The 16,701-nt window shown below is 65.5% G+C and carries 17 protein-coding genes and 1 pseudogene; 9 read left to right on the forward strand and 9 right to left on the reverse strand.

The window, feature by feature from the left end:
• From MRBLMC3_RS18740 to MRBLMC3_RS18750, 3 genes and pseudogenes are all read left to right on the forward strand, one after another.
• A pseudogene (locus tag MRBLMC3_RS18740) lies at positions 1-182 on the forward strand (succinyl-CoA--3-ketoacid-CoA transferase); the annotation flags it as partial.
• A gap of 108 nt (positions 183-290) precedes the next feature.
• A complete protein-coding gene (locus tag MRBLMC3_RS18745) occupies positions 291-731 on the forward strand; it encodes an HIT family protein (protein WP_363753342.1) in 441 nt (146 codons plus the stop codon).
• A gap of 269 nt (positions 732-1,000) precedes the next feature.
• Positions 1,001-2,650, forward strand: a complete 1,650-nt coding sequence (locus tag MRBLMC3_RS18750; protein ID WP_363831276.1) for a beta-3-deoxy-D-manno-oct-2-ulosonic acid transferase — start codon at positions 1,001-1,003, stop codon at positions 2,648-2,650.
• A gap of 42 nt (positions 2,651-2,692) precedes the next feature.
• Here the strand turns inward: MRBLMC3_RS18750 and MRBLMC3_RS18755 are convergent, their stop codons facing one another.
• A complete protein-coding gene (locus MRBLMC3_RS18755) occupies positions 2,693-3,301 on the reverse strand; it encodes an ATP-binding cassette domain-containing protein (RefSeq protein ID WP_363831279.1) in 609 nt (202 codons plus the stop codon).
• Positions 3,291-3,989: a molybdate ABC transporter permease subunit gene (gene modB, locus MRBLMC3_RS18760; RefSeq protein WP_363753333.1), complete on the reverse strand. Its 699-nt coding sequence runs from the start codon at positions 3,987-3,989 to the stop codon at positions 3,291-3,293. The genes MRBLMC3_RS18755 and modB overlap by 11 nt, the downstream gene beginning before the upstream one ends.
• A gap of 122 nt (positions 3,990-4,111) precedes the next feature.
• Between modB and MRBLMC3_RS18765 the strand changes: the two genes are divergently transcribed.
• Positions 4,112-4,858, forward strand: coding sequence for an HAD-IIB family hydrolase (locus MRBLMC3_RS18765; RefSeq protein WP_363753330.1), 747 nt, complete (start codon positions 4,112-4,114; stop codon positions 4,856-4,858).
• A 38-nt stretch (positions 4,859-4,896) separates the two neighbouring features.
• Here the strand turns inward: MRBLMC3_RS18765 and modA are convergent, their stop codons facing one another.
• From modA to MRBLMC3_RS18780, 3 genes are all read right to left on the reverse strand, one after another.
• Entirely contained in the window at positions 4,897-5,670 is a 774-nt protein-coding gene (modA, locus tag MRBLMC3_RS18770; protein ID WP_363831281.1) for a molybdate ABC transporter substrate-binding protein, read from the reverse strand.
• Between the two features lie 103 nt (positions 5,671-5,773).
• Positions 5,774-6,949: a glycosyltransferase gene (locus MRBLMC3_RS18775; protein WP_363831284.1), complete on the reverse strand. Its 1,176-nt coding sequence runs from the start codon at positions 6,947-6,949 to the stop codon at positions 5,774-5,776.
• A gap of 130 nt (positions 6,950-7,079) precedes the next feature.
• On the reverse strand, positions 7,080-7,643 hold the full coding sequence (locus tag MRBLMC3_RS18780; protein WP_133653944.1) for a helix-turn-helix domain-containing protein: 564 nt from the start codon (positions 7,641-7,643) through the stop codon (positions 7,080-7,082).
• 95 nt (positions 7,644-7,738) lie between these two features.
• On the opposite strand from MRBLMC3_RS18780, the gene MRBLMC3_RS18785 reads away from it, so the two are divergent.
• Positions 7,739-8,191 (forward strand): DUF6456 domain-containing protein, encoded by a 453-nt coding sequence (locus MRBLMC3_RS18785; RefSeq protein ID WP_363738061.1) that lies wholly within the window; start codon positions 7,739-7,741, stop codon positions 8,189-8,191.
• A gap of 124 nt (positions 8,192-8,315) precedes the next feature.
• On the opposite strand, the gene MRBLMC3_RS18790 is transcribed toward MRBLMC3_RS18785, so the two are convergent.
• On the reverse strand, positions 8,316-9,086 hold the full coding sequence (locus MRBLMC3_RS18790) for a CsgG/HfaB family protein (protein WP_133653964.1): 771 nt from the start codon (positions 9,084-9,086) through the stop codon (positions 8,316-8,318).
• Between the two features lie 188 nt (positions 9,087-9,274).
• Between MRBLMC3_RS18790 and lepA the strand changes: the two genes are divergently transcribed.
• The 3 genes from lepA to MRBLMC3_RS18805 all read left to right on the forward strand — a co-directional run bounded on the left by lepA (position 9,275) and on the right by MRBLMC3_RS18805 (position 12,428).
• Complete coding sequence (gene lepA / locus MRBLMC3_RS18795; RefSeq protein ID WP_363831287.1) at positions 9,275-11,080, forward strand: translation elongation factor 4; 1,806 nt, start codon at positions 9,275-9,277, stop codon at positions 11,078-11,080.
• A gap of 104 nt (positions 11,081-11,184) precedes the next feature.
• Entirely contained in the window at positions 11,185-11,571 is a 387-nt protein-coding gene (locus MRBLMC3_RS18800) for a PH domain-containing protein (RefSeq protein ID WP_044660367.1), read from the forward strand.
• A gap of 173 nt (positions 11,572-11,744) precedes the next feature.
• Positions 11,745-12,428 (forward strand): hypothetical protein, encoded by a 684-nt coding sequence (locus tag MRBLMC3_RS18805; RefSeq protein WP_363738237.1) that lies wholly within the window; start codon positions 11,745-11,747, stop codon positions 12,426-12,428.
• An 83-nt stretch (positions 12,429-12,511) separates the two neighbouring features.
• On the opposite strand, the gene MRBLMC3_RS18810 is transcribed toward MRBLMC3_RS18805, so the two are convergent.
• The 3 genes from MRBLMC3_RS18810 to rnd all read right to left on the reverse strand — a co-directional run bounded on the left by MRBLMC3_RS18810 (position 12,512) and on the right by rnd (position 14,715).
• Entirely contained in the window at positions 12,512-12,901 is a 390-nt protein-coding gene (locus MRBLMC3_RS18810; protein ID WP_363831290.1) for a DUF1801 domain-containing protein, read from the reverse strand.
• A gap of 338 nt (positions 12,902-13,239) precedes the next feature.
• Complete coding sequence (locus MRBLMC3_RS18815; protein WP_363831293.1) at positions 13,240-13,536, reverse strand: I78 family peptidase inhibitor; 297 nt, start codon at positions 13,534-13,536, stop codon at positions 13,240-13,242.
• Between the two features lie 12 nt (positions 13,537-13,548).
• Positions 13,549-14,715 carry a ribonuclease D gene (gene rnd, locus MRBLMC3_RS18820; RefSeq protein ID WP_133653938.1) on the reverse strand — a complete coding sequence of 389 codons (1,167 nt, stop codon included), beginning with the start codon at positions 14,713-14,715 and terminating at the stop codon, positions 13,549-13,551.
• 128 nt (positions 14,716-14,843) lie between these two features.
• On the opposite strand from rnd, the gene aspS reads away from it, so the two are divergent.
• Positions 14,844-16,628 carry an aspartate--tRNA ligase gene (gene aspS / locus MRBLMC3_RS18825; protein ID WP_363831296.1) on the forward strand — a complete coding sequence of 595 codons (1,785 nt, stop codon included), beginning with the start codon at positions 14,844-14,846 and terminating at the stop codon, positions 16,626-16,628.
• The last annotated feature ends 73 nt before the right edge of the window (positions 16,629-16,701 follow it).

Below are 16,701 nucleotides of genomic sequence, written 5' to 3' on the forward strand. Positions count from 1 at the left end.
CCAAGTTCATCCCGGCCTGCACCCTGCCGCTGACCGGCAGGAATGTGGTCGACATGATCGTCACCGACCTCTGCGTCTTCCAGCGGCCCGACCATGACAGCCCCTTCCGCCTCGTCCAGCTCGCTCCAGGCGTGACAGAAGACGACGTCGCCGAAAGGACAAGCGCGCATTATCTGGCTTAGGGCTTCGATCGGATTCATTCGCATCGAAGCGCCAAGCTTTTTTGTTTACCGCGATTTCCCGATCGGCGATCCAGTCGGATCAGTTGGAAATCGCTCTGAGGAAGCACGATGAGCCTCGACGGCACTTATGACGAGGGCAATGTCTTTGCCCTGATCCTGGCAGGGAAGATCCCTTCGATCAGGCTTTACGAGGATGAGCACAGCTATGCCTTCCTCGACATCCAACCGCAGTCCAAGGGGCATAGCCTGGTCATTTCCAAATGGTCGAAGGCGCGGAACATATTGGAAGCCGAGGATGAGGCGCTGGCGCAGGTGATTGCGACGGTGAAGAAGGTCGCCAACGCCACCCGCAAGGCGCTGGATCCCGACGGCATCCATGTCGCGCAGTTCAACGGCGCGCCCGCCGGGCAGACCGTGTTCCACCTGCATTTCCATATCGTGCCGCGCTGGGAAGGGCAGCAGCGCGGCTTCGTCGCCCATGCGCAGGGCGATTTTGCCGATCCGGTGGAACTGCAGAAGCTGGCCGAAGAGATACGCGCCCAGTTCTGATGCGCCAAATGCTCGTGAAAGCGCGCTGACATGGCGCTCAGGCCGTTCAAGGTTCCGGGCTGGCGCGGATCGCGGCATGGCGGGCGTCGACATGGCGGGATTATCTCGACATCGTCACCGGCATGCGGGACGAAATGACGCTTCGCGCTTCCGCTTGACGTCCTTGTCCCGGGCCATCACAGAAGCTGTTGTATGGATTGCGTTTTCGAGTGGCTGAAGCGTCGCTCCATTCGCGCTAATATAGTCGTGACGGGGGACGGCTTTTCAACGTGAACGCGACACCATTTCTGCGCTCTCCCCCCTTTCCGGGCGTCGCGCCCGCGAGTGCGGCGATAAGCCGCGTGCGCCGGGATGGGGAAGGCGTCGTCGCCGTCCCTGACGCGCTGCTTGATGCCGTTGCGGAGGCGCGGGTCGGCGGCACCTTCTGGGGGCGCAGGCCCGACGGTATCAGGCTGGTCGCACGGGCCGGCGTGGCTGTCCCGCAGGCCCTGATGGACGGACTGGCGCGGCGGGAGATCGGGATAGTGGGGAAATCGGGGGGCGGTGCCGGCCCCGGCCCCGATCCCGATCCCGGCCATGCCCTGCCGGAACCCACCGACCTTTGGACCCTGGTCGCGGGCGCGCGCTCTGTCCATGCCGCTGCGGACGACGAACTGGCGATCATCGCCGGACTGCTGCATGTGCCGGTCTTCGGCGCGGACGGCGCGGCCATCGAGCCGGCGACCCTGCGCGACAGCGCGCGCGCGGCGATCGCGGCGGCGACCTATCACGACTGTTTCAGCGGGGAGGATGTCGACGCCGCGCAGGCGGTCGCGCAACTGGCCGACTGGCGACGTCATCTGGACGGCAATCACGGCATTGCGGCGGCGAGCGGCATGGCGCTCTGGAAGCGGGAGGCGATCCGGCGGTTCCTGTGGGACGGTGTGGGGTCACCGCCCTTCCTGCCTGCGCGCAAGGGTTTGCGGCGGGCCGCCAGGCGGGATGGCGTGCTGGCGGTCTGGCCATCGCGCGTGACGCCGGACATGCTGGAGGAAGCGCGCCGGCAGGGCGTGGCCATTGCCCGGGTAGAGGATGGCTTCCTGCGGTCGAAGGGGCTCGGCGCGGCGCTGCATCCGCCCGGATCGGTGGTGATCGACCGGACAGGCATCTATTATGATGCGCGTTCGGCCAGCGATATGGAAAAGCTGTTGTCGACCACGGTCTTCACGCCCGCGCTGGAACGGCGGGCGGCACGGCTTCTGACGATGATCCAGGCGTCGGGCGTCACGAAATATGGCGCGGGCGGGGGGCAGATGATCGATCTGCCTCACGGTCGCCGCACGGTGCTGGCGGTCGGGCAGGTCGAGGATGATCTGTCGGTCGAATATGGCGGCGCGGGGGTGACGGGCAATCTCGACCTGCTGGAGCGGGTGCGCGCGGCCGAGCCAGATGCCTATATCGTCTATCGCCCGCATCCCGACGTGCAGGCGGGCCTGCGCAAGGGGCATCTGAGCGATGCGGCGGTGCTGGGGCACGCCGATGCCATCGATACCGGGTCGCCGCTGATGGAGCTGGTGCAGACGGTGGACGAGGTCCATGTCCTCTCCTCCCTCACCGGGTTCGAGGCGCTGATGCGCGGCCGGCCGGTGACGGTCCACGGCATGCCCTTCTATGCCGGCTGGGGGCTGACGCGTGATCTGGCGGCGCCCAATGAACGCCGCGGGCGCCGGCTCACGCTCCATCAGCTCGTGGCGGGAGCCTTGATTCTCTACCCACGCTATCTGGACCCGGTCACGCGTTTGCCATGCGGACCTGAAATCATGGTCGAGCGCTTGGCAAGCGGGGCGCCGTCCCCGACGTCATGGTTGATCCGGCTGCGTACCTTGCAGGGGAAGTTGCAGAGATTCATGACTTTGTCCGCGGATTATTTCCATCGTTGATGCCCGGCGCAGGACCTTGCTCTTCCTCCGTCGCCTTTCCCGTCAAAGGGCGATGATCTGATCGGCCAGCCGGTCGACTTCGTAGCGGTCGTGGCTGACATAGAGCATCGGCATGGCGAGATCGCGCTTCATCCGTTCGATCACGGTCAGGATTTCCTCGCGCCGTCCCGGATCGAGCGAGGAGAGTGGCTCATCCAGCAGCAGGAACCGGGCCCCGGACAACAGCGCCCGCCCGATCGCCACGCGCTGCGCCTCCCCGCCCGAGAGGGTCGCCGGCCAGCGGTCGAGCAGATGGCCGATGCCCAGAAAGTCCAGGACCGCGTCGAACGATAGCGGCGCGTCGCCATGGCGGCCGTAGAGCAGATTGGCGCGCACGCGCATATGCGGGAACAGGCGTCCGTCCTGGAAGACATAGCCGGCACGCCGCCGGGCAACGGGAATGTCGATGCCCGCGCTGCTGTCGAACAGCGTCTCGCCGTCCACCGCGATCCGGCCGTTATCGGGAGTCAGGATGCCCGCGACCATGTTGAGGATGCTGGTCTTGCCCGCGCCGGAGGGGCCGAAAAGTGCGACAAGGCCTGCACCGGCCTGTGCCCGCAGGTGGATGGGACGGTCGCCGATGCGATGGTCGATGGCAATTTCAAAGGACATGGTTGGTCCGTCCGCCGCTCGCCCGACGCGCCAATGCCTCCGATGTCACGAGCGCGCCGAGTGACAGCAGGATCGAAATGACGGCAAGCCGGGTCACCGCCGCTTCCGCGCCCGGCAACTGCAAGGCGGAATAGATGGCGATGGGCAGGGTGCGGGTTTCGCCCGGAACGTCGGAAACGAAGGTGATGGTGGCGCCGAATTCCCCGATGGAGCGGGCGAAGCCGAGCACCAGTCCCGCCACTATGCCGGGCAGCGACAGCGGCAGCGAAATGGTGAGGAACACGCGCCACCGGCCCGCGCCCAGCGTCTGCGCTGCCTGTTCCAGCCGCCGGTCTATGCCCTCGATCGACAGCCGCATCGCGCGCACCATCAGCGGCATCGCCATGATCGCGGAGGCAAGCGCCGCGCCGGTCCAGCGGAACATGAAGCTGAGGCCGAACGCCTGTTCGAACAGCCTGCCCAAAGGACCGTTCGCGCCGAAGAGGACGAGCAGCAGCCATCCGGTGACGACCGGCGGCACGACCAGCGGCAGATGGACGAGCGCGTCGACGAGCAGCTTGCCGGGAAAGCGCCAACGGGCAAGCAGCCAGGCGAAAGCGAAGGCGACCGGCAGCATCAGCCCGACGGCCACCAGGCTGACCCGGAGCGAGAGCGTAACGATGCCCCATTCTTCGGGAGAGAGGATCATGCCGCCCTCTTTCGGGCAGGATAGGGGAAAACACCAGCCCCCATCATCAACCCCGTCATCGGCATTGCGTCGCAGGGAGCCAGAGGGCAAAGGCGAACGGCCCTTCAGACCGGAGCATGCGCATGAAAGACCTGATCGCCTTCGACCTTGACGGAACGCTGGCGGAGAGCAAGCAGCCGCTGGGCGAGCCGATGGGCGACGCGCTGGCGCGGTTGTTGCAGGTGGCGCATGTCGCGGTGATTTCCGGCGGCGACTGGCCGCAATTCGACAAGCAGGTGGCGAGCCGACTGCCGGAGCGTGCCGACCGTTCGCGCCTGTGGCTGATGCCGACGACGGGCACCAAGCTGTACACCCATCGCGAAGGGCAGTGGGCGCCGGTCTATGCCGAACTGTTCGAGGAGGCGCAGAAGCAGGCGATCCTGGCGGCGTTCGACGCCTCGCTGGAGGCGACGGGCTTCGTGCCGGAAGAGGTGTGGGGCGAACGGATCGAGGATCGCGGCAGCCAGATCACCTTTTCCGCGCTCGGCCAGCAGGCGCCCATCCATGCCAAGGAAATATGGGATCCCGACTTCGCCAAGCGCAAGGTGATCCAGGCCGACCTGCGCCAGCGCCTGCCGGGGCTGTCCATCAACATGGGCGGCGCGACCTCCATCGACATCACGCGGGAGGGGGTGGACAAGGCCTATGGCCTCAAAAAGCTGCGCGATGCCAGCGGGATCGCGCTGGAGGCGATGATGTTCATCGGCGATGCGATCTTCCCCGGTGGCAACGACTATCCGGCCAAGGAGCTGGGGCTGGATACGGTGCGGGTGCGCGATCCGCAGGAAACGCTGGCGGTGATCGACGCGATCGTCGCCTGCCAGAAATAGGGCATGAACATCCCTCGCGCGCTGGCGGGAGGGTGGGATCAACGCCGGCTGAACCCGTAGCGCGCGAGAATATCCTGTCCCGCCCGCGACAGCAGGAAGCGGCGGAAGCCTTCCGCCTCCGGGTTCCGGCTCGCGCTCAGGCGGGCGAGCGGATAGCGGATCGGCGCGTGGCTGCCCGCCGGAAAGCTGTCGACCAGCACAACCGCCTTCGATGCCCGGGCGTCGGTCGCATAGACGATGCCCAGCCGGGCTTCGCCCCGTTCCACCAGGGTCAGCGCGGATCGCACATTGTCGCCCAGCGCCAGCCGGTTCGCGACGTCGGGCCAGACGCCCAGCGCGGTCAGCGCGGCCCTGCCATATTTGCCCGCGGGCACGCTGTCGGGATTGGCCATGGCCAGCCGCGAGCCGCCCAGCGCCCTGGCGATCGGCATGCCGCGCGTGATCCGAAGCCGCAGCGGCGCGCGCGCCGGGGCGATCAGCACCAGGCGGTTGCCCGCCATGTCGGCCCTGCTGCCGCGCTGGACGAAGCCGGCCTTCTCCACATCGTCCATCCACTCTTCATCGGCCGAGACGAACAGGTCGGCCGGGGCGCCGCTCCTGATCTGCCGCGCCAGGGCGGAGGAGGCGGCAAAGGACAGGACCGGCCGGGCATGGCGCTGGGCTACCCAGGCATTGGCGGCGGCGGTCATCGCCTCCTGCAGGCTGGCGGCGGCCAGCACCAGCGGGCCACGCTGCTGCGCCATGGCTGGCACCCATGATATATGGAAGAATATAGAGATGCAGGTGAGAGTGCGGAGAATCAGTTTCGACATGGCCGCGCTTCTGCCAGATCCGCGCCCATTTGTCTCGTTCTGCCATTGGTCAGGCGGAGGCGCATGAGGATGTCACGACGCCGGCGTGGACGGCAGGCGACGATCAGCCCGGCTGACCGGCGATGGAGCGCAGATGTTCCAGCAGGGTGTCGCCATTCGCGGCCCAGGTGAAACGCAGTGCGGCCTGGCGCACCGCCTCCCGTTCGGGCGGCTCGACCAGAATTTCGCTTATGGCGGCAGCCAGCGCTTCGGGTTCGCGCGCGACGATCCGCCCGGCCTCTGGACGGTCGAGCAGTTCGCGCGCGCCGCCGACATCGCTGATCACGATGGGGGTGCCGCAAGCCAGCGCCTCGACCCAGGCATTGGCGAGGCCTTCGGACGAGGAGGGAAGCGCCATGACGTCGGCCGCGGCATAGATGCGCGGCAGACGGTCGTGCGGAACCGACCCCAGAAAGCCGATGCGCCGGTCGACGCCCAGCTCCTCCGCCTGCTTTTCCAGCGCCCGGCGATATTGCCCCTGTCCGGCGAACAGCAGCGTGACGCCCGGCAGTTGCGGCAGTGCGCGGACGAGCAACTCCTGCCCCTTGCGGGGAATGAGCGCGCCGACGCACAGCACCACCGGCCCTTCGAAACCCAGGCTTTCCTTGGCAGCGGCGCGATCGCTTATTTCGAAGCGATCAAGGTCGACGCCGGTATAATGAACCCGAATCTTGTCGGCATCGATGCCCATGTGCGCCATCGATCGGCGCATCGCACCCGACACGGCAAGCAGTCCGGCGGCATCGTCGGCGGCGCGCTTCACCATCTTGCGGGTGCCTCTGCGCGTGCCCCAATAATGGATGTCGGCGCCGCGGGCCTTCACCGAATAGGGAATGCCGAGCGCGCGGGACAGGCGCTGCGCCACCGGGCCGTCGGGGAAGAAGAAGCTGGCGTCGATGACGTCGAAGGGCTGCTGCGCATGGAGGTGCCTGACCAGCGGCAATATGGCGCGCGTCATGCTGTGGACGTTGAAACGGCCGCCGAATTTGGGAACGATCGGGAAGACCGGGCGGTGGACGGTCAGGTCCTGCCATCTCTCCTTGGCCGGCAGGGCGCGCAGGGCGGCGTAGCGCTTCGCCATCGACAGCGGCCATGGCGGAATGCCGAGCGGCGCGACCACGGTGACGCTGACGCCGTCCCGGCTCGCCAGTTCGCGTGCCTGCCGTTCCACGAAGACCCCGAAATTCGGGCGGCTCATGTCCGGGAACAGGGTCGACAGCATCAGGACGTTCAGGGTCATCGCATCCAACTATCTCTTTTTCCCGCATTGTCCGAATCGTCAGGCAAGGCGGCCTGACGTGAAAATGCATGGGCGGATCTGTTTTCGGCAGACATGATCAGGACAGGGTTAAGGATGAAACCGCCTTTGTCTACAGTCGTCTGACCAGTTGGACCGCCACGGCGCCCCAAGGTGGATCACTTATCACCTGCTGGCGCGTGCCGCTGCCCAGCGGGAGGATGTGCAGCCGGTCATCCTCCCGCCCGATCAGCCGCCCGAACAGGAAGCGTCCGGCGTGGCGCGGCAGCAGCAGGTCGCGGTTCAGCACGCTGGAAAATTCCTCCGGCGTGATGCGGCGGCACCAGATTTCATCACCGCTGCGGTAATCCCCGATGCTGCCCGACACCTGCACGCCCAGCATCGCATCGGCCGGGGCGGGCGGGGGAAGAGAGAGCGGGCGGGTCGGCGCGCGGGCGCCCTCCGGACCCAGCAGTGCGGCGACGGGAACCACATTCTGGCCGGGCAGGGCGACCAGTTCGGAAGAGGCGACGCCCAGCGCCTGGGCGATGCGGTTCAGCCAGTTGACCGATACGGTTCGGGTGCCGGTTTCCAGGCGGCCGATGGTCTGGGCCGTGGTGGGCGGGATGCACAGGGCGCCGACTTGTTCCAGCGTCAGCCCCTTGGCCTTGCGTACCTCCCGGATACGGGTGATCATGATATGTCCTGCTTTACCTATTTGGTTTTAATGCTTTCCTACAAACAGGCTGGCATGGCAAGCCCCCGCTTCCGATTCCTGCAGGGAGAAGCGCCATGGCCACGCAATGCATCGAACAGACCATAGAGGATCCCTTCGGCCGCGCGCAGAAGGTCGCGGTCAACCTGCACGAATCGCCGCTCGCCTGGCTGCATGCGCGGGGGCATTTGAGTGAGCGGCATTATCTTGCCGGGGACAGGCTGCGGGGCGATTGGGAAAAGGCGGGACTGGGGCCGCGCGTCACGATGCGCTGGGATGCCGCGCCGGGGCGGCAGCGCGGCGGCGCAGCGGCGGCCGAGCCGGGCCTGGCGCAATTGTCCGCCCGGGAGCGATTCGACGGTGCGATTCGCGCTGCGGGTCCGGGCCTGGCCGACGTGCTGTGGCGGGTCGTCTGCGCGGGCGAGGGATTGAGTGCGGCGGAAAGGGCGCTGGGCTGGCCGACGCGCGCCGGCAAGCTGGTGCTGACGCTGGCGCTGGATCGCGTGGCGGCATGGTACCGCATCAGCTGAAGCGATTTCCGACCGATCTGGTTCAATCAGATCGAAATCTGCCCTTGGAGAAACAGGAAAGGGGCGCTGACCGGGTTCCGGCAGCGCCCCTTTTCCGCGATGGTCGCGGGTGTCGCCAGCCTGCTTACTGGGCGCGCGGCGCCGCGGCCGCAGCATTGGCGGGCAAGCCGCCGAGCTGCGTCACCAGCTTGGTATAGGCGTCCAGATAGGCGAGCACGATCACCTGGCCGATCTCCGTATTCTGGTAGCCGCCGCCGCCGGCCGCGGCGAAACCGCCCCACCAGCCCGCGCCGCCGCCGCCGCCGAAGCTCAGGTCCGACTTGCGGGCATAGCCCTCGGTCAGCGCCTCTTCCTCGGTCGTGCGGGCGTTGACGATCGACAGCGTCACATTGGCCTCGCTCTTCTTGATCGAGATGCCGCCAGCGAGCGCGCCGAAGGTACGGCCGCCCAGCATTCCACCCAGCATTCCACCCAGCGCGTTGCCGCCTGAATTCTTGTTGGAGGAGACGATGTCGGGCTGAAGATAATAGTCAGCCGCCTTCACCTGTCCCTTGCCCAGGTTCGACCCGGCCTGAAGCTCGCCGGAGTCGGCCATGGCGCGCTCCATATTGCGGCTGGCCATGGCGCGGCCGCGATTGACGATGCCGAAGCAGCCCGACTGCTGGATGAACACCTTGAGGATCGCCTCCGGGCTGCCCAGGTTCAGTTCCCGCCACCACTGGTTGTCGGGCTCGACGATCGCCACCGTGCCGAGGCGCCGGGTGCAATGAGGAATTTCGGCGGTTTTCTTCGCCTGCTGCTGGCGGGCGGACGAACCCTTGTCGGCGGCCATCGCCGGAGAAGCCGCGACAGCCAGGCCGGCTGCGGCAGCGATGAACTTCGCGAACACACGCATTGTCATGCACCCCTGAAAGTTGCTGAACTGGTTTTGATTTGTAGCGCCCCGATATTGGACCCATCCTCTAGCACAACCGCGCAGACGCGCAAGCAATGCAAACGGTTATCGCCGCCATAGCCTTAACGGGCGGGCTCACGGCGAGAGCCTGCTGACAGGCCCGCAAATGACTGCTATCGGCGCGGGCCATGACCGACCTTTCGCACATCCGCAACTTTTCGATCATCGCCCATATCGACCATGGCAAGTCGACCCTGGCCGACCGCCTGATCCAGCGCACCGGGGGCCTGACCGACCGCGAGATGAGCGCGCAGGTGCTCGACAACATGGATATCGAGAAGGAGCGCGGCATCACCATCAAGGCGCAGACCGTGCGCCTCGACTATGTCGCGAAAAACGGCGAGACCTACGAACTGAACCTGATGGACACGCCGGGCCATGTCGACTTCGCCTATGAGGTGAGCCGATCGCTCGCCGCGTGCGAGGGCGCGCTGCTGGTGGTGGACGCCGCGCAGGGGGTGGAGGCGCAGACGCTCGCCAATGTCTACCAGTCGATCGAGCATGATCATGAGATCGTGCCCGTCATCAACAAGATCGACCTGCCCGCCGCCGAGCCGGAGAAGGTGAAGGCGGAGATCGAGGAAGTGATCGGCCTCGACGCATCGGAGGCGGTGCTGGCGAGCGCCAAGGCCGGGATCGGCATTGACGACATATTGGAAGCGGTGGTCGCCAAGATCCCCGCGCCCAAGGGCGATCGCGAAGCGCCGCTGGAGGCGATGCTGGTCGACAGCTGGTACGACCCCTATCTGGGCGTCGTCATCCTGGTGCGCGTCGTCAACGGCGTGATCAAGAAGGGCCAGAACATCAAGTTCATGATCGGCGGCACCGAGCATCTGATCGACCGTGTCGGCTGCTTCCGGCCGAAGATCGAGCAACTGAGCGAGCTGGGGCCGGGCGAGATCGGCTTCATCACCGCGCAGATCAAGGATATCAGCCAGACCCGCGTCGGCGACACCATCACCACGGTCAAGAATCCGGCGAAGGAGCCGCTGCCCGGCTTCAAGGAAGTGCAGCCGGTGGTTTTCTGCGGCCTGTTCCCGGTGGACGCCAATGATTTCGAGAAGCTGCGCGAATCGATCTCCAAGCTGCGGCTGAACGATGCCAGCTTCTCCTTCGAGATGGAGACGTCGGCGGCCCTGGGTTTCGGCTTCCGCTGCGGCTTCCTGGGGCTGCTGCACCTGGAGATCATCCAGGAGCGGTTGAGCCGTGAATATGACCTGGACCTCATCACCACCGCCCCGTCGGTGGTCTATGAGATCCACATGAATGACGGGACAACGCGGCATCTGCACAATCCCGCCGACATGCCCGATGCCAACCATATCGACTATATCGAGGAGCCGTGGATCGAGGCGGTGATCTATTGCCCCGACGAATATCTGGGTTCGATCCTGAAGCTGTGCCAGGATCGGCGCGGCATTCAGAAGAACCTGACCTATGTCGGCGGGCGCGCTCAGGTGACCTATGAACTGCCGCTCAACGAGGTGGTGTTCGATTTCTACGACCGGCTGAAGTCGATTTCGCGCGGCTATGCCAGCTTCGACTATCACCAGATCGGGGCGCGGGAAGGCGACCTGGTCAAGATGAGCATCCTCGTCAACAATGAGCCGGTCGACGCGCTCAGCATGATCGTCCACCGTGGCACCGCCGAATCGCGCGGGCGCGGCATGTGCGAACGGTTGAAGGACCTGATCCCCCGGCACCTGTTCAAGATTCCGATCCAGGCGGCGATCGGCGGCAAGGTGATCGCGCGCGAGACGATCGCGGCGATGCGCAAGGATGTGACCGCGAAATGCTATGGCGGCGACATCACGCGCAAGAAGAAGCTGCTGGAGAAGCAGAAGGAAGGCAAGAAGCGGATGCGGGAATATGGCTCGGTCCAGATTCCCCAGGAAGCGTTCATCGCCGCGCTGCGCATGGGGGATGACAGCTAGGCTGTTCCTTCCGCCGCCAGACGGTTGCAGTTGCAGTGTCCCGCGCCCTTGACGGCGGCGGGGCGTCCATGGTCAATGCAGGCGGCAAGCTATAGGAAACCGGCATGAGCGAGACATGGCTGTATGACGAGCATCCCGCGATGTTCCGCGCCCATCCCTTCCTGTTCATCCTGCTGCTGATTTCCGTTGTTGGCATCCTTGCCATCGGTGTGTGGTGGGTGTTGCACAAGGGGGAGCGTCTGGCGCTTTCCGACAGGGAAGTGCTGCTGGAACGGGGTCTGCTCGCCAAGCAGCGGACGGAAATCGCGCTTTCCAGCATCCGCAGCGTGCGCATCACCCAGACGCTGGGCCAGCGGATCTTCAACGTCGGCAATGTCGAGCTGTTCAGCGCCGGCGACATGGCGGAAATCGCCATCAAATCCATGCCGCGGCCCGACCGCATCCGGGCGATCGCCGCATCGCGCAACCTCGACCTGCTGCCCCAGCGGTAGGAGATCGGTGAGCAGCCTCTTGACTTGTCCGCATTTATTCCAACGATAGCGCAATAGCGAGAAGGGGCGCGTTGGAGCGCCCACGGCCAGCAGGAAGGACGCCGGAGGAACGCCGGTCCGCAGTGGCGCGGGCAGGCGATAGCAAGGGGTCGTCGTGCATGGGCTTGCGTGTGATGCCGTCGCTGCCAGAACTGACCGCGCAGCAGCAGGACGAGATACGTCAGGCTTGCGGTTTCGCCTGCGTCCGGTGCGGCGTGACCATCTACCGCTATCTTCGCCTGCCCGAAGGTCATGGGGTGACGCTGCTCTGCCCGACCTGTCACGGGCTGGTCGAGGAAGGTCGCCTGACGCCGATGCAGGTGCAGGGGTTCCACGCCAATCCGGTGGTGCGGCAGCGTCATTTCGCGCGGGACCGCCTGCCCTTTTCACCGGATCTGCCATCGCTGATCATGGGCGGATCGCAACTTTTGAGGGATACGCCGATTCCGCTGACGCTGGAGGGAGAGCCGATCCTGATCTTCGCTCCGCCCCGCCGAAGCAATGGCGCGACGCGGATCAGCGTGCGCATGGGCGGCGCGGATGGCGAGCCGGTTCAGGTGGTGAACGGCAATGAATGGATACCGACCGACGGTAGCTGGCATTTCCTGCTGCGCGGCGACCGTTACAGCATGATGGCGGCGCGTGGCGAGGGGCTGGCGGTGCTGCGCATCGTCGCGCGCAACCGGATCGCCGTCGAGCATCTGCGCACGACCATTCGCGGTCGCCGGCTGGAGGTGACGCCGGACTGGCTGGAGATTGACGGCAAGCGCTATGTCGGCCGGATCGGAAGCGGAACGTTGATAGGGCTGGAATGTTGATCAGGCGCGCGCTGCATTCTCGCAGCATGTGATCGACCCTGAGATGCGTACGCCAGCGAGGAGAGGAGCGCCGGCTCCCGATCTCAACCCTTCTTCTTCTGCTTGCTCCGGTTGAGGGCGACTGCGGCGTGGATCAGCGCCTTGAACGCGTCCGCATCGATCGGCTCATCCTCCCTCAGATCGATGGCGCGGCGCACATTGCCGTCGAGGCTGGCGTTGAACAGGCCCGCCGGGTCCGCCAGCGCCGCGCCCTTCGCGAAGGTCAGCTTGACCACCGCCTTGTAGCTTTCGCCGGTGCAGAGGATGCCGTCATGCGACCAGACAGGAACGCCGCGCCATTTCCATTCCTCGACCACCTCGGGATCGGCTTCCCTGATCAGCGCGCGAACATGGGCTAGCGTTTCGCCGCGCCAATCGCCGAGTTCCGCAATGCGTTGGTCGATCAATGCGGAGGGAATGGGGGTGTCGGTCATCGAGCGGTCCTTTCGCCGGCTGCGCAAGGCGATTTCATCAGCCGGAAGAACGCTTTAGAGCGATTTCCAGGCGATCGGAACCGATCGCTGGTTAAGAAATCGCGGAAACAAGGAATCCGGAGCGGCGATCTGGTTCAATCAGATCGAAACCCGCTTTGGACCGATCGCGGCGAACGAAAATGGCGTAGCGATGGTGCCGGGAGGGGCCTGCCTCCCGGCCCCACCGCTACGCTGCCCTTTGGGGACCACCCGTGGGGACGGCCGGCCGCGATCGGGAGGATTGCGACCGGCACCACATCGAATACGGTTGTGCGTAAAGTTTTATTCCATCGCGATCTTCAGCCGCATCGCGCGGTCGTGATCACCATCTTGCCGTCATAGCTGACCGTCAGCCGGTCGGGGCGGAAATCCATGGTCATCGCCATGCCCGGCGCGCCCCAGCGCAGCGTGCGTGCGCCGGAAGCCCTGAGCATGTCCGCGCCGATCGCCGCACTCGCGGTCTGGCCGATGAAGCGGTCCAGCCCCTCGTTGCGGCATGACCCTTCAGCGGTGGGTGGAGGCGTGGCGGGGCCCTGGCCGCTCACGCCCGCGCAGGCGGCAAGCAGGGAAAGAAGGGGCAGCACGGCGGTCCGCATCGTCCTGAACTCCTATTGCGTGCGCGTCATCTTGAGACGGCCATTCTTGACCGCGAAGGCCAGGCGCCCCTCGACCAGGTCGACTGCATCGCGACCGAACTGTTCATAGCGCCAGCCTTCCAGTATGGCGAGGTCGTCCCGCACGCCCGCCGCCAGTGCGTCAATGTCGTCGCTGCGGGCGATGAGGCGCGCGGCGACATTGATGTCGCGCGAACGGATTTTCAGCAGCAGCTTCAGAAGGTCCGCCACCAGCGCGCCGTCCTTGCCCAGGCCCGGCCTTTTGGGGTCGCGCTCGGGCATTTCGTCCTTGCCCAGCGGCTTGTGTTCGGCAAGGGCGAGCATCAGGCGGTTGCCGATATCGTTGGTCTTCCAGGTGGCGGACAGGCCGCGCACCTTGCCCAGATCCTCCTGCGTGCGGGGCGGGTGGCTGGCGATGTCGGCCAGCGTCTCGTCCTTGACGATGCGGCCGCGCGGCAGGTTCTTGTCCTGCGCCTCCAACTCGCGCCAGGCGGCAAGCGCCTTGAGCCGGCCCAGCACATCGGCCTTGCGGCTGGCGATGCGCACGCGTTGCCAGGCCTCGTCCGGCTTGTTCTCATAATTGGAGGGGTCGCTGATCCGCTCCATCTCCTGGTCCAGCCAGTCGCCGCGGCCGGTGCGGCGCAGCTCCTCCAGCATCTTGGGGAATATCTGGATCAGGTAAGTGACGTCGCCGATCGCATAATCGATCTGCCGCTTGTCGAGCGGGCGGCGCGCCCAGTCGGTGAAGCGCGCGCCCTTGTCGAGCTGCACGCCGAGCCAGGCGTCGACCAGATTGCCATAGCCGATCTGCTCGCCCAGCCCCAGCGCCATCGCCGCGATCTGCGTGTCGAACATGGGATGGGGCGTCTTGCCGGTCAGGTTGTAGATGATCTCCAGATCTTGCCCGCCCGCATGGAAGACCTTCAGCACATCCTCATTGTCGACCATCAGGTCGAGCAGGGGCGAAAGGTCGAGGCCGGGCGCCTTGGGATCGATGGCCGCCGCCTCATGTTCGTCCGCGACCTGCACCAGGCAGAGATCGGGCCAATAGCTGTTTTCGCGCATGAATTCGGTATCGACCGCAATATAGGGCGATTTGGCGATCCGGGCGCAGAATTGAGCGAGAGTCTTGCTGTCGGTAATCAGCGGATGGATTTGCATATGGTCTTCGATCTTATTATGGGCTGGCCCGTCGCGCACGGGCTCGTCAATGCTTGACAGCACTGCCCATAGCGGCGCCGCAACAATTTGTCATTTCCGTAAAACGAAGCTGAAAGACCAAAAACGCCATGCATGCCTATCGCACCCATAACTGCGGCGCCCTTACGACGGCGGAGGTCGGCAATGAGGTGCGGGTGTCCGGCTGGGTGCATCGCAAGCGGGACCATGGCGACCTGGTCTTCATCGACCTGCGCGACCATTATGGCATGGTGCAGATCGTCACCGAGGTCGACGGCCCGGTGTTCAGGGTGATCGAATCGCTGCGGGCCGAAAGCGTCGTGACGGTGACGGGCAAGGTCGTCGCCCGCGCGCAGGAAGCGGTGAACCCGAACCTGCCCACCGGCGAGATCGAAATCCGCGCGCTGGACGCCGTGCTGCTGTCCGCTGCCGCCGATCTGCCGCTTCCCGTGGCGGGCGAGCAGGAATATCCTGAGGATATCCGCCTGCGCTACCGCTTCCTCGACCTGCGGCGCGAGACGCTGCACGCGAACATCGTCAAGCGCACGCAGATCATCCGCGACATGCGCCGCCGCATGGAGGATGCGGGCTTCACCGAATATTCGACGCCGATCCTGACCGCTTCCTCGCCAGAAGGCGCGCGCGACTTCCTGGTGCCGAGCCGCATCCATGCGGGCAAATTCTACGCGCTGCCGCAGGCGCCGCAGCAGTACAAGCAGCTGCTGATGGTCGCCGGCTTCGACCGTTATTTCCAGATCGCGCCCTGCTTCCGCGACGAAGACCCGCGCGCCGACCGTCTGCCGGGCGAATTCTACCAGCTTGATCTGGAAATGAGCTTCGTCACGCAGGAAGACGTGTGGAACACGATGGAGCCGGTGATCGCCCAGGTGTTCGAGGCGTTCGCCGACGGCAAGCCGGTGACGCCCGCGGGCAGCTTCCCGCGCATTCCCCATGCCGAGGCGATGATGAAATATGGGTCGGACAAGCCTGACCTGCGCAACCCGATCATCATCCAGGACGTGACGGAGCATTTCCACGGCAGCGGCTTCGGCATTTTCGCTTCGCTGGTGGAGAGCGGCAGCGTGATCCGCGCCATTCCCGCGCCGGGTGCGGGCGCGGGCAGCCGCAAATTCTTCGACGACATGAACAATTGGGCGCGCAGCGAAGGCTATTCGGGGCTGGGCTATATCAACATCAAGGACGGCGTGCCCGGCGGCCCGATCGCCAAGAATCATGGCGAGGAACGGACGGCAAAGCTGATCGAGGCGCTGGGCCTTGGCCCCAATGACGGCGTGTTCTTCGCCGCGGGCAAGGAAAGCCAGGCGGCCAAGCTGGCGGGCCTTGCGCGCATCCGCGTGGGCGAGCAGCTCGACCTGATCGACAAGGATCGTTTCGAGCTGTGCTGGATCGTCGATTTCCCCTTCTACGAATATGACGAGGATACGAAGTCGATCGACTTCGCGCACAACCCCTTCTCCATGCCGCAGGGCGGGCTGGATGCGCTGGAGAACCAGGACCCCCTGAGCCTCAAGGCCTATCAATATGACATGGTCTGCAACGGTTATGAGATCGCTTCGGGTTCGATCCGCAACCAGTCGCCGGAACTGATGGTCAAGGCGTTCGAGAAGGTCGGCCTGTCGCAGCAGGATGTGGAGGAGCGCTTCGGCGGCCTCTATCGCGCCTTCCAATATGGAGCCCCGCCCCATGGCGGCATGGCGGCCGGCGTGGATCGCGTCGTCATGCTGCTGTGCGGGGCGCAGAATCTGCGCGAGATCACGCTGTTCCCGATGAACCAGCGCGCGGAAGACCTGCTGATGGGTGCGCCCAGCGCGGCAGAGTTCAAGCAGTTGCGCGAACTCAACATCCGGGTCGTGGAGCCGCAGGCCAAGGCCTGATTGCCCCGATTTGAGGAAGCTGTGCTCCTGCCCTCGCGGGAGCATGTCGTGCGTGGGGCTTGTCTCTTCTCCT

It is taken from the genome of Sphingobium sp. LMC3-1-1.1, assembly GCF_040676285.1.
GTDB lineage: Bacteria > Pseudomonadota > Alphaproteobacteria > Sphingomonadales > Sphingomonadaceae > Sphingobium.

Coding starts and splice junctions, on each gene's coding strand:
- MRBLMC3_RS18745 (WP_363753342.1), top strand. CDS start 291: ATGAGCCTCGACGGCACTTATGACGAGGGCAATGTCTTTGCCCTGATC.
- MRBLMC3_RS18755 (WP_363831279.1), bottom strand. CDS start 3,301: ATGTCCTTTGAAATTGCCATCGACCATCGCATCGGCGACCGTCCCATC.
- modB (WP_363753333.1), bottom strand. CDS start 3,989: ATGATCCTCTCTCCCGAAGAATGGGGCATCGTTACGCTCTCGCTCCGG.
- MRBLMC3_RS18765 (WP_363753330.1), top strand. CDS start 4,112: ATGAAAGACCTGATCGCCTTCGACCTTGACGGAACGCTGGCGGAGAGC.
- modA (WP_363831281.1), bottom strand. CDS start 5,670: ATGTCGAAACTGATTCTCCGCACTCTCACCTGCATCTCTATATTCTTC.
- MRBLMC3_RS18775 (WP_363831284.1), bottom strand. CDS start 6,949: ATGACCCTGAACGTCCTGATGCTGTCGACCCTGTTCCCGGACATGAGC.
- MRBLMC3_RS18780 (WP_133653944.1), bottom strand. CDS start 7,643: ATGATCACCCGTATCCGGGAGGTACGCAAGGCCAAGGGGCTGACGCTG.
- MRBLMC3_RS18785 (WP_363738061.1), top strand. CDS start 7,739: ATGGCCACGCAATGCATCGAACAGACCATAGAGGATCCCTTCGGCCGC.
- MRBLMC3_RS18790 (WP_133653964.1), bottom strand. CDS start 9,086: ATGCGTGTGTTCGCGAAGTTCATCGCTGCCGCAGCCGGCCTGGCTGTC.
- lepA (WP_363831287.1), top strand. CDS start 9,275: ATGACCGACCTTTCGCACATCCGCAACTTTTCGATCATCGCCCATATC.
- MRBLMC3_RS18800 (WP_044660367.1), top strand. CDS start 11,185: ATGAGCGAGACATGGCTGTATGACGAGCATCCCGCGATGTTCCGCGCC.
- MRBLMC3_RS18805 (WP_363738237.1), top strand. CDS start 11,745: ATGCCGTCGCTGCCAGAACTGACCGCGCAGCAGCAGGACGAGATACGT.
- MRBLMC3_RS18810 (WP_363831290.1), bottom strand. CDS start 12,901: ATGACCGACACCCCCATTCCCTCCGCATTGATCGACCAACGCATTGCG.
- MRBLMC3_RS18815 (WP_363831293.1), bottom strand. CDS start 13,536: ATGCGGACCGCCGTGCTGCCCCTTCTTTCCCTGCTTGCCGCCTGCGCG.
- rnd (WP_133653938.1), bottom strand. CDS start 14,715: ATGCAAATCCATCCGCTGATTACCGACAGCAAGACTCTCGCTCAATTC.
- aspS (WP_363831296.1), top strand. CDS start 14,844: ATGCATGCCTATCGCACCCATAACTGCGGCGCCCTTACGACGGCGGAG.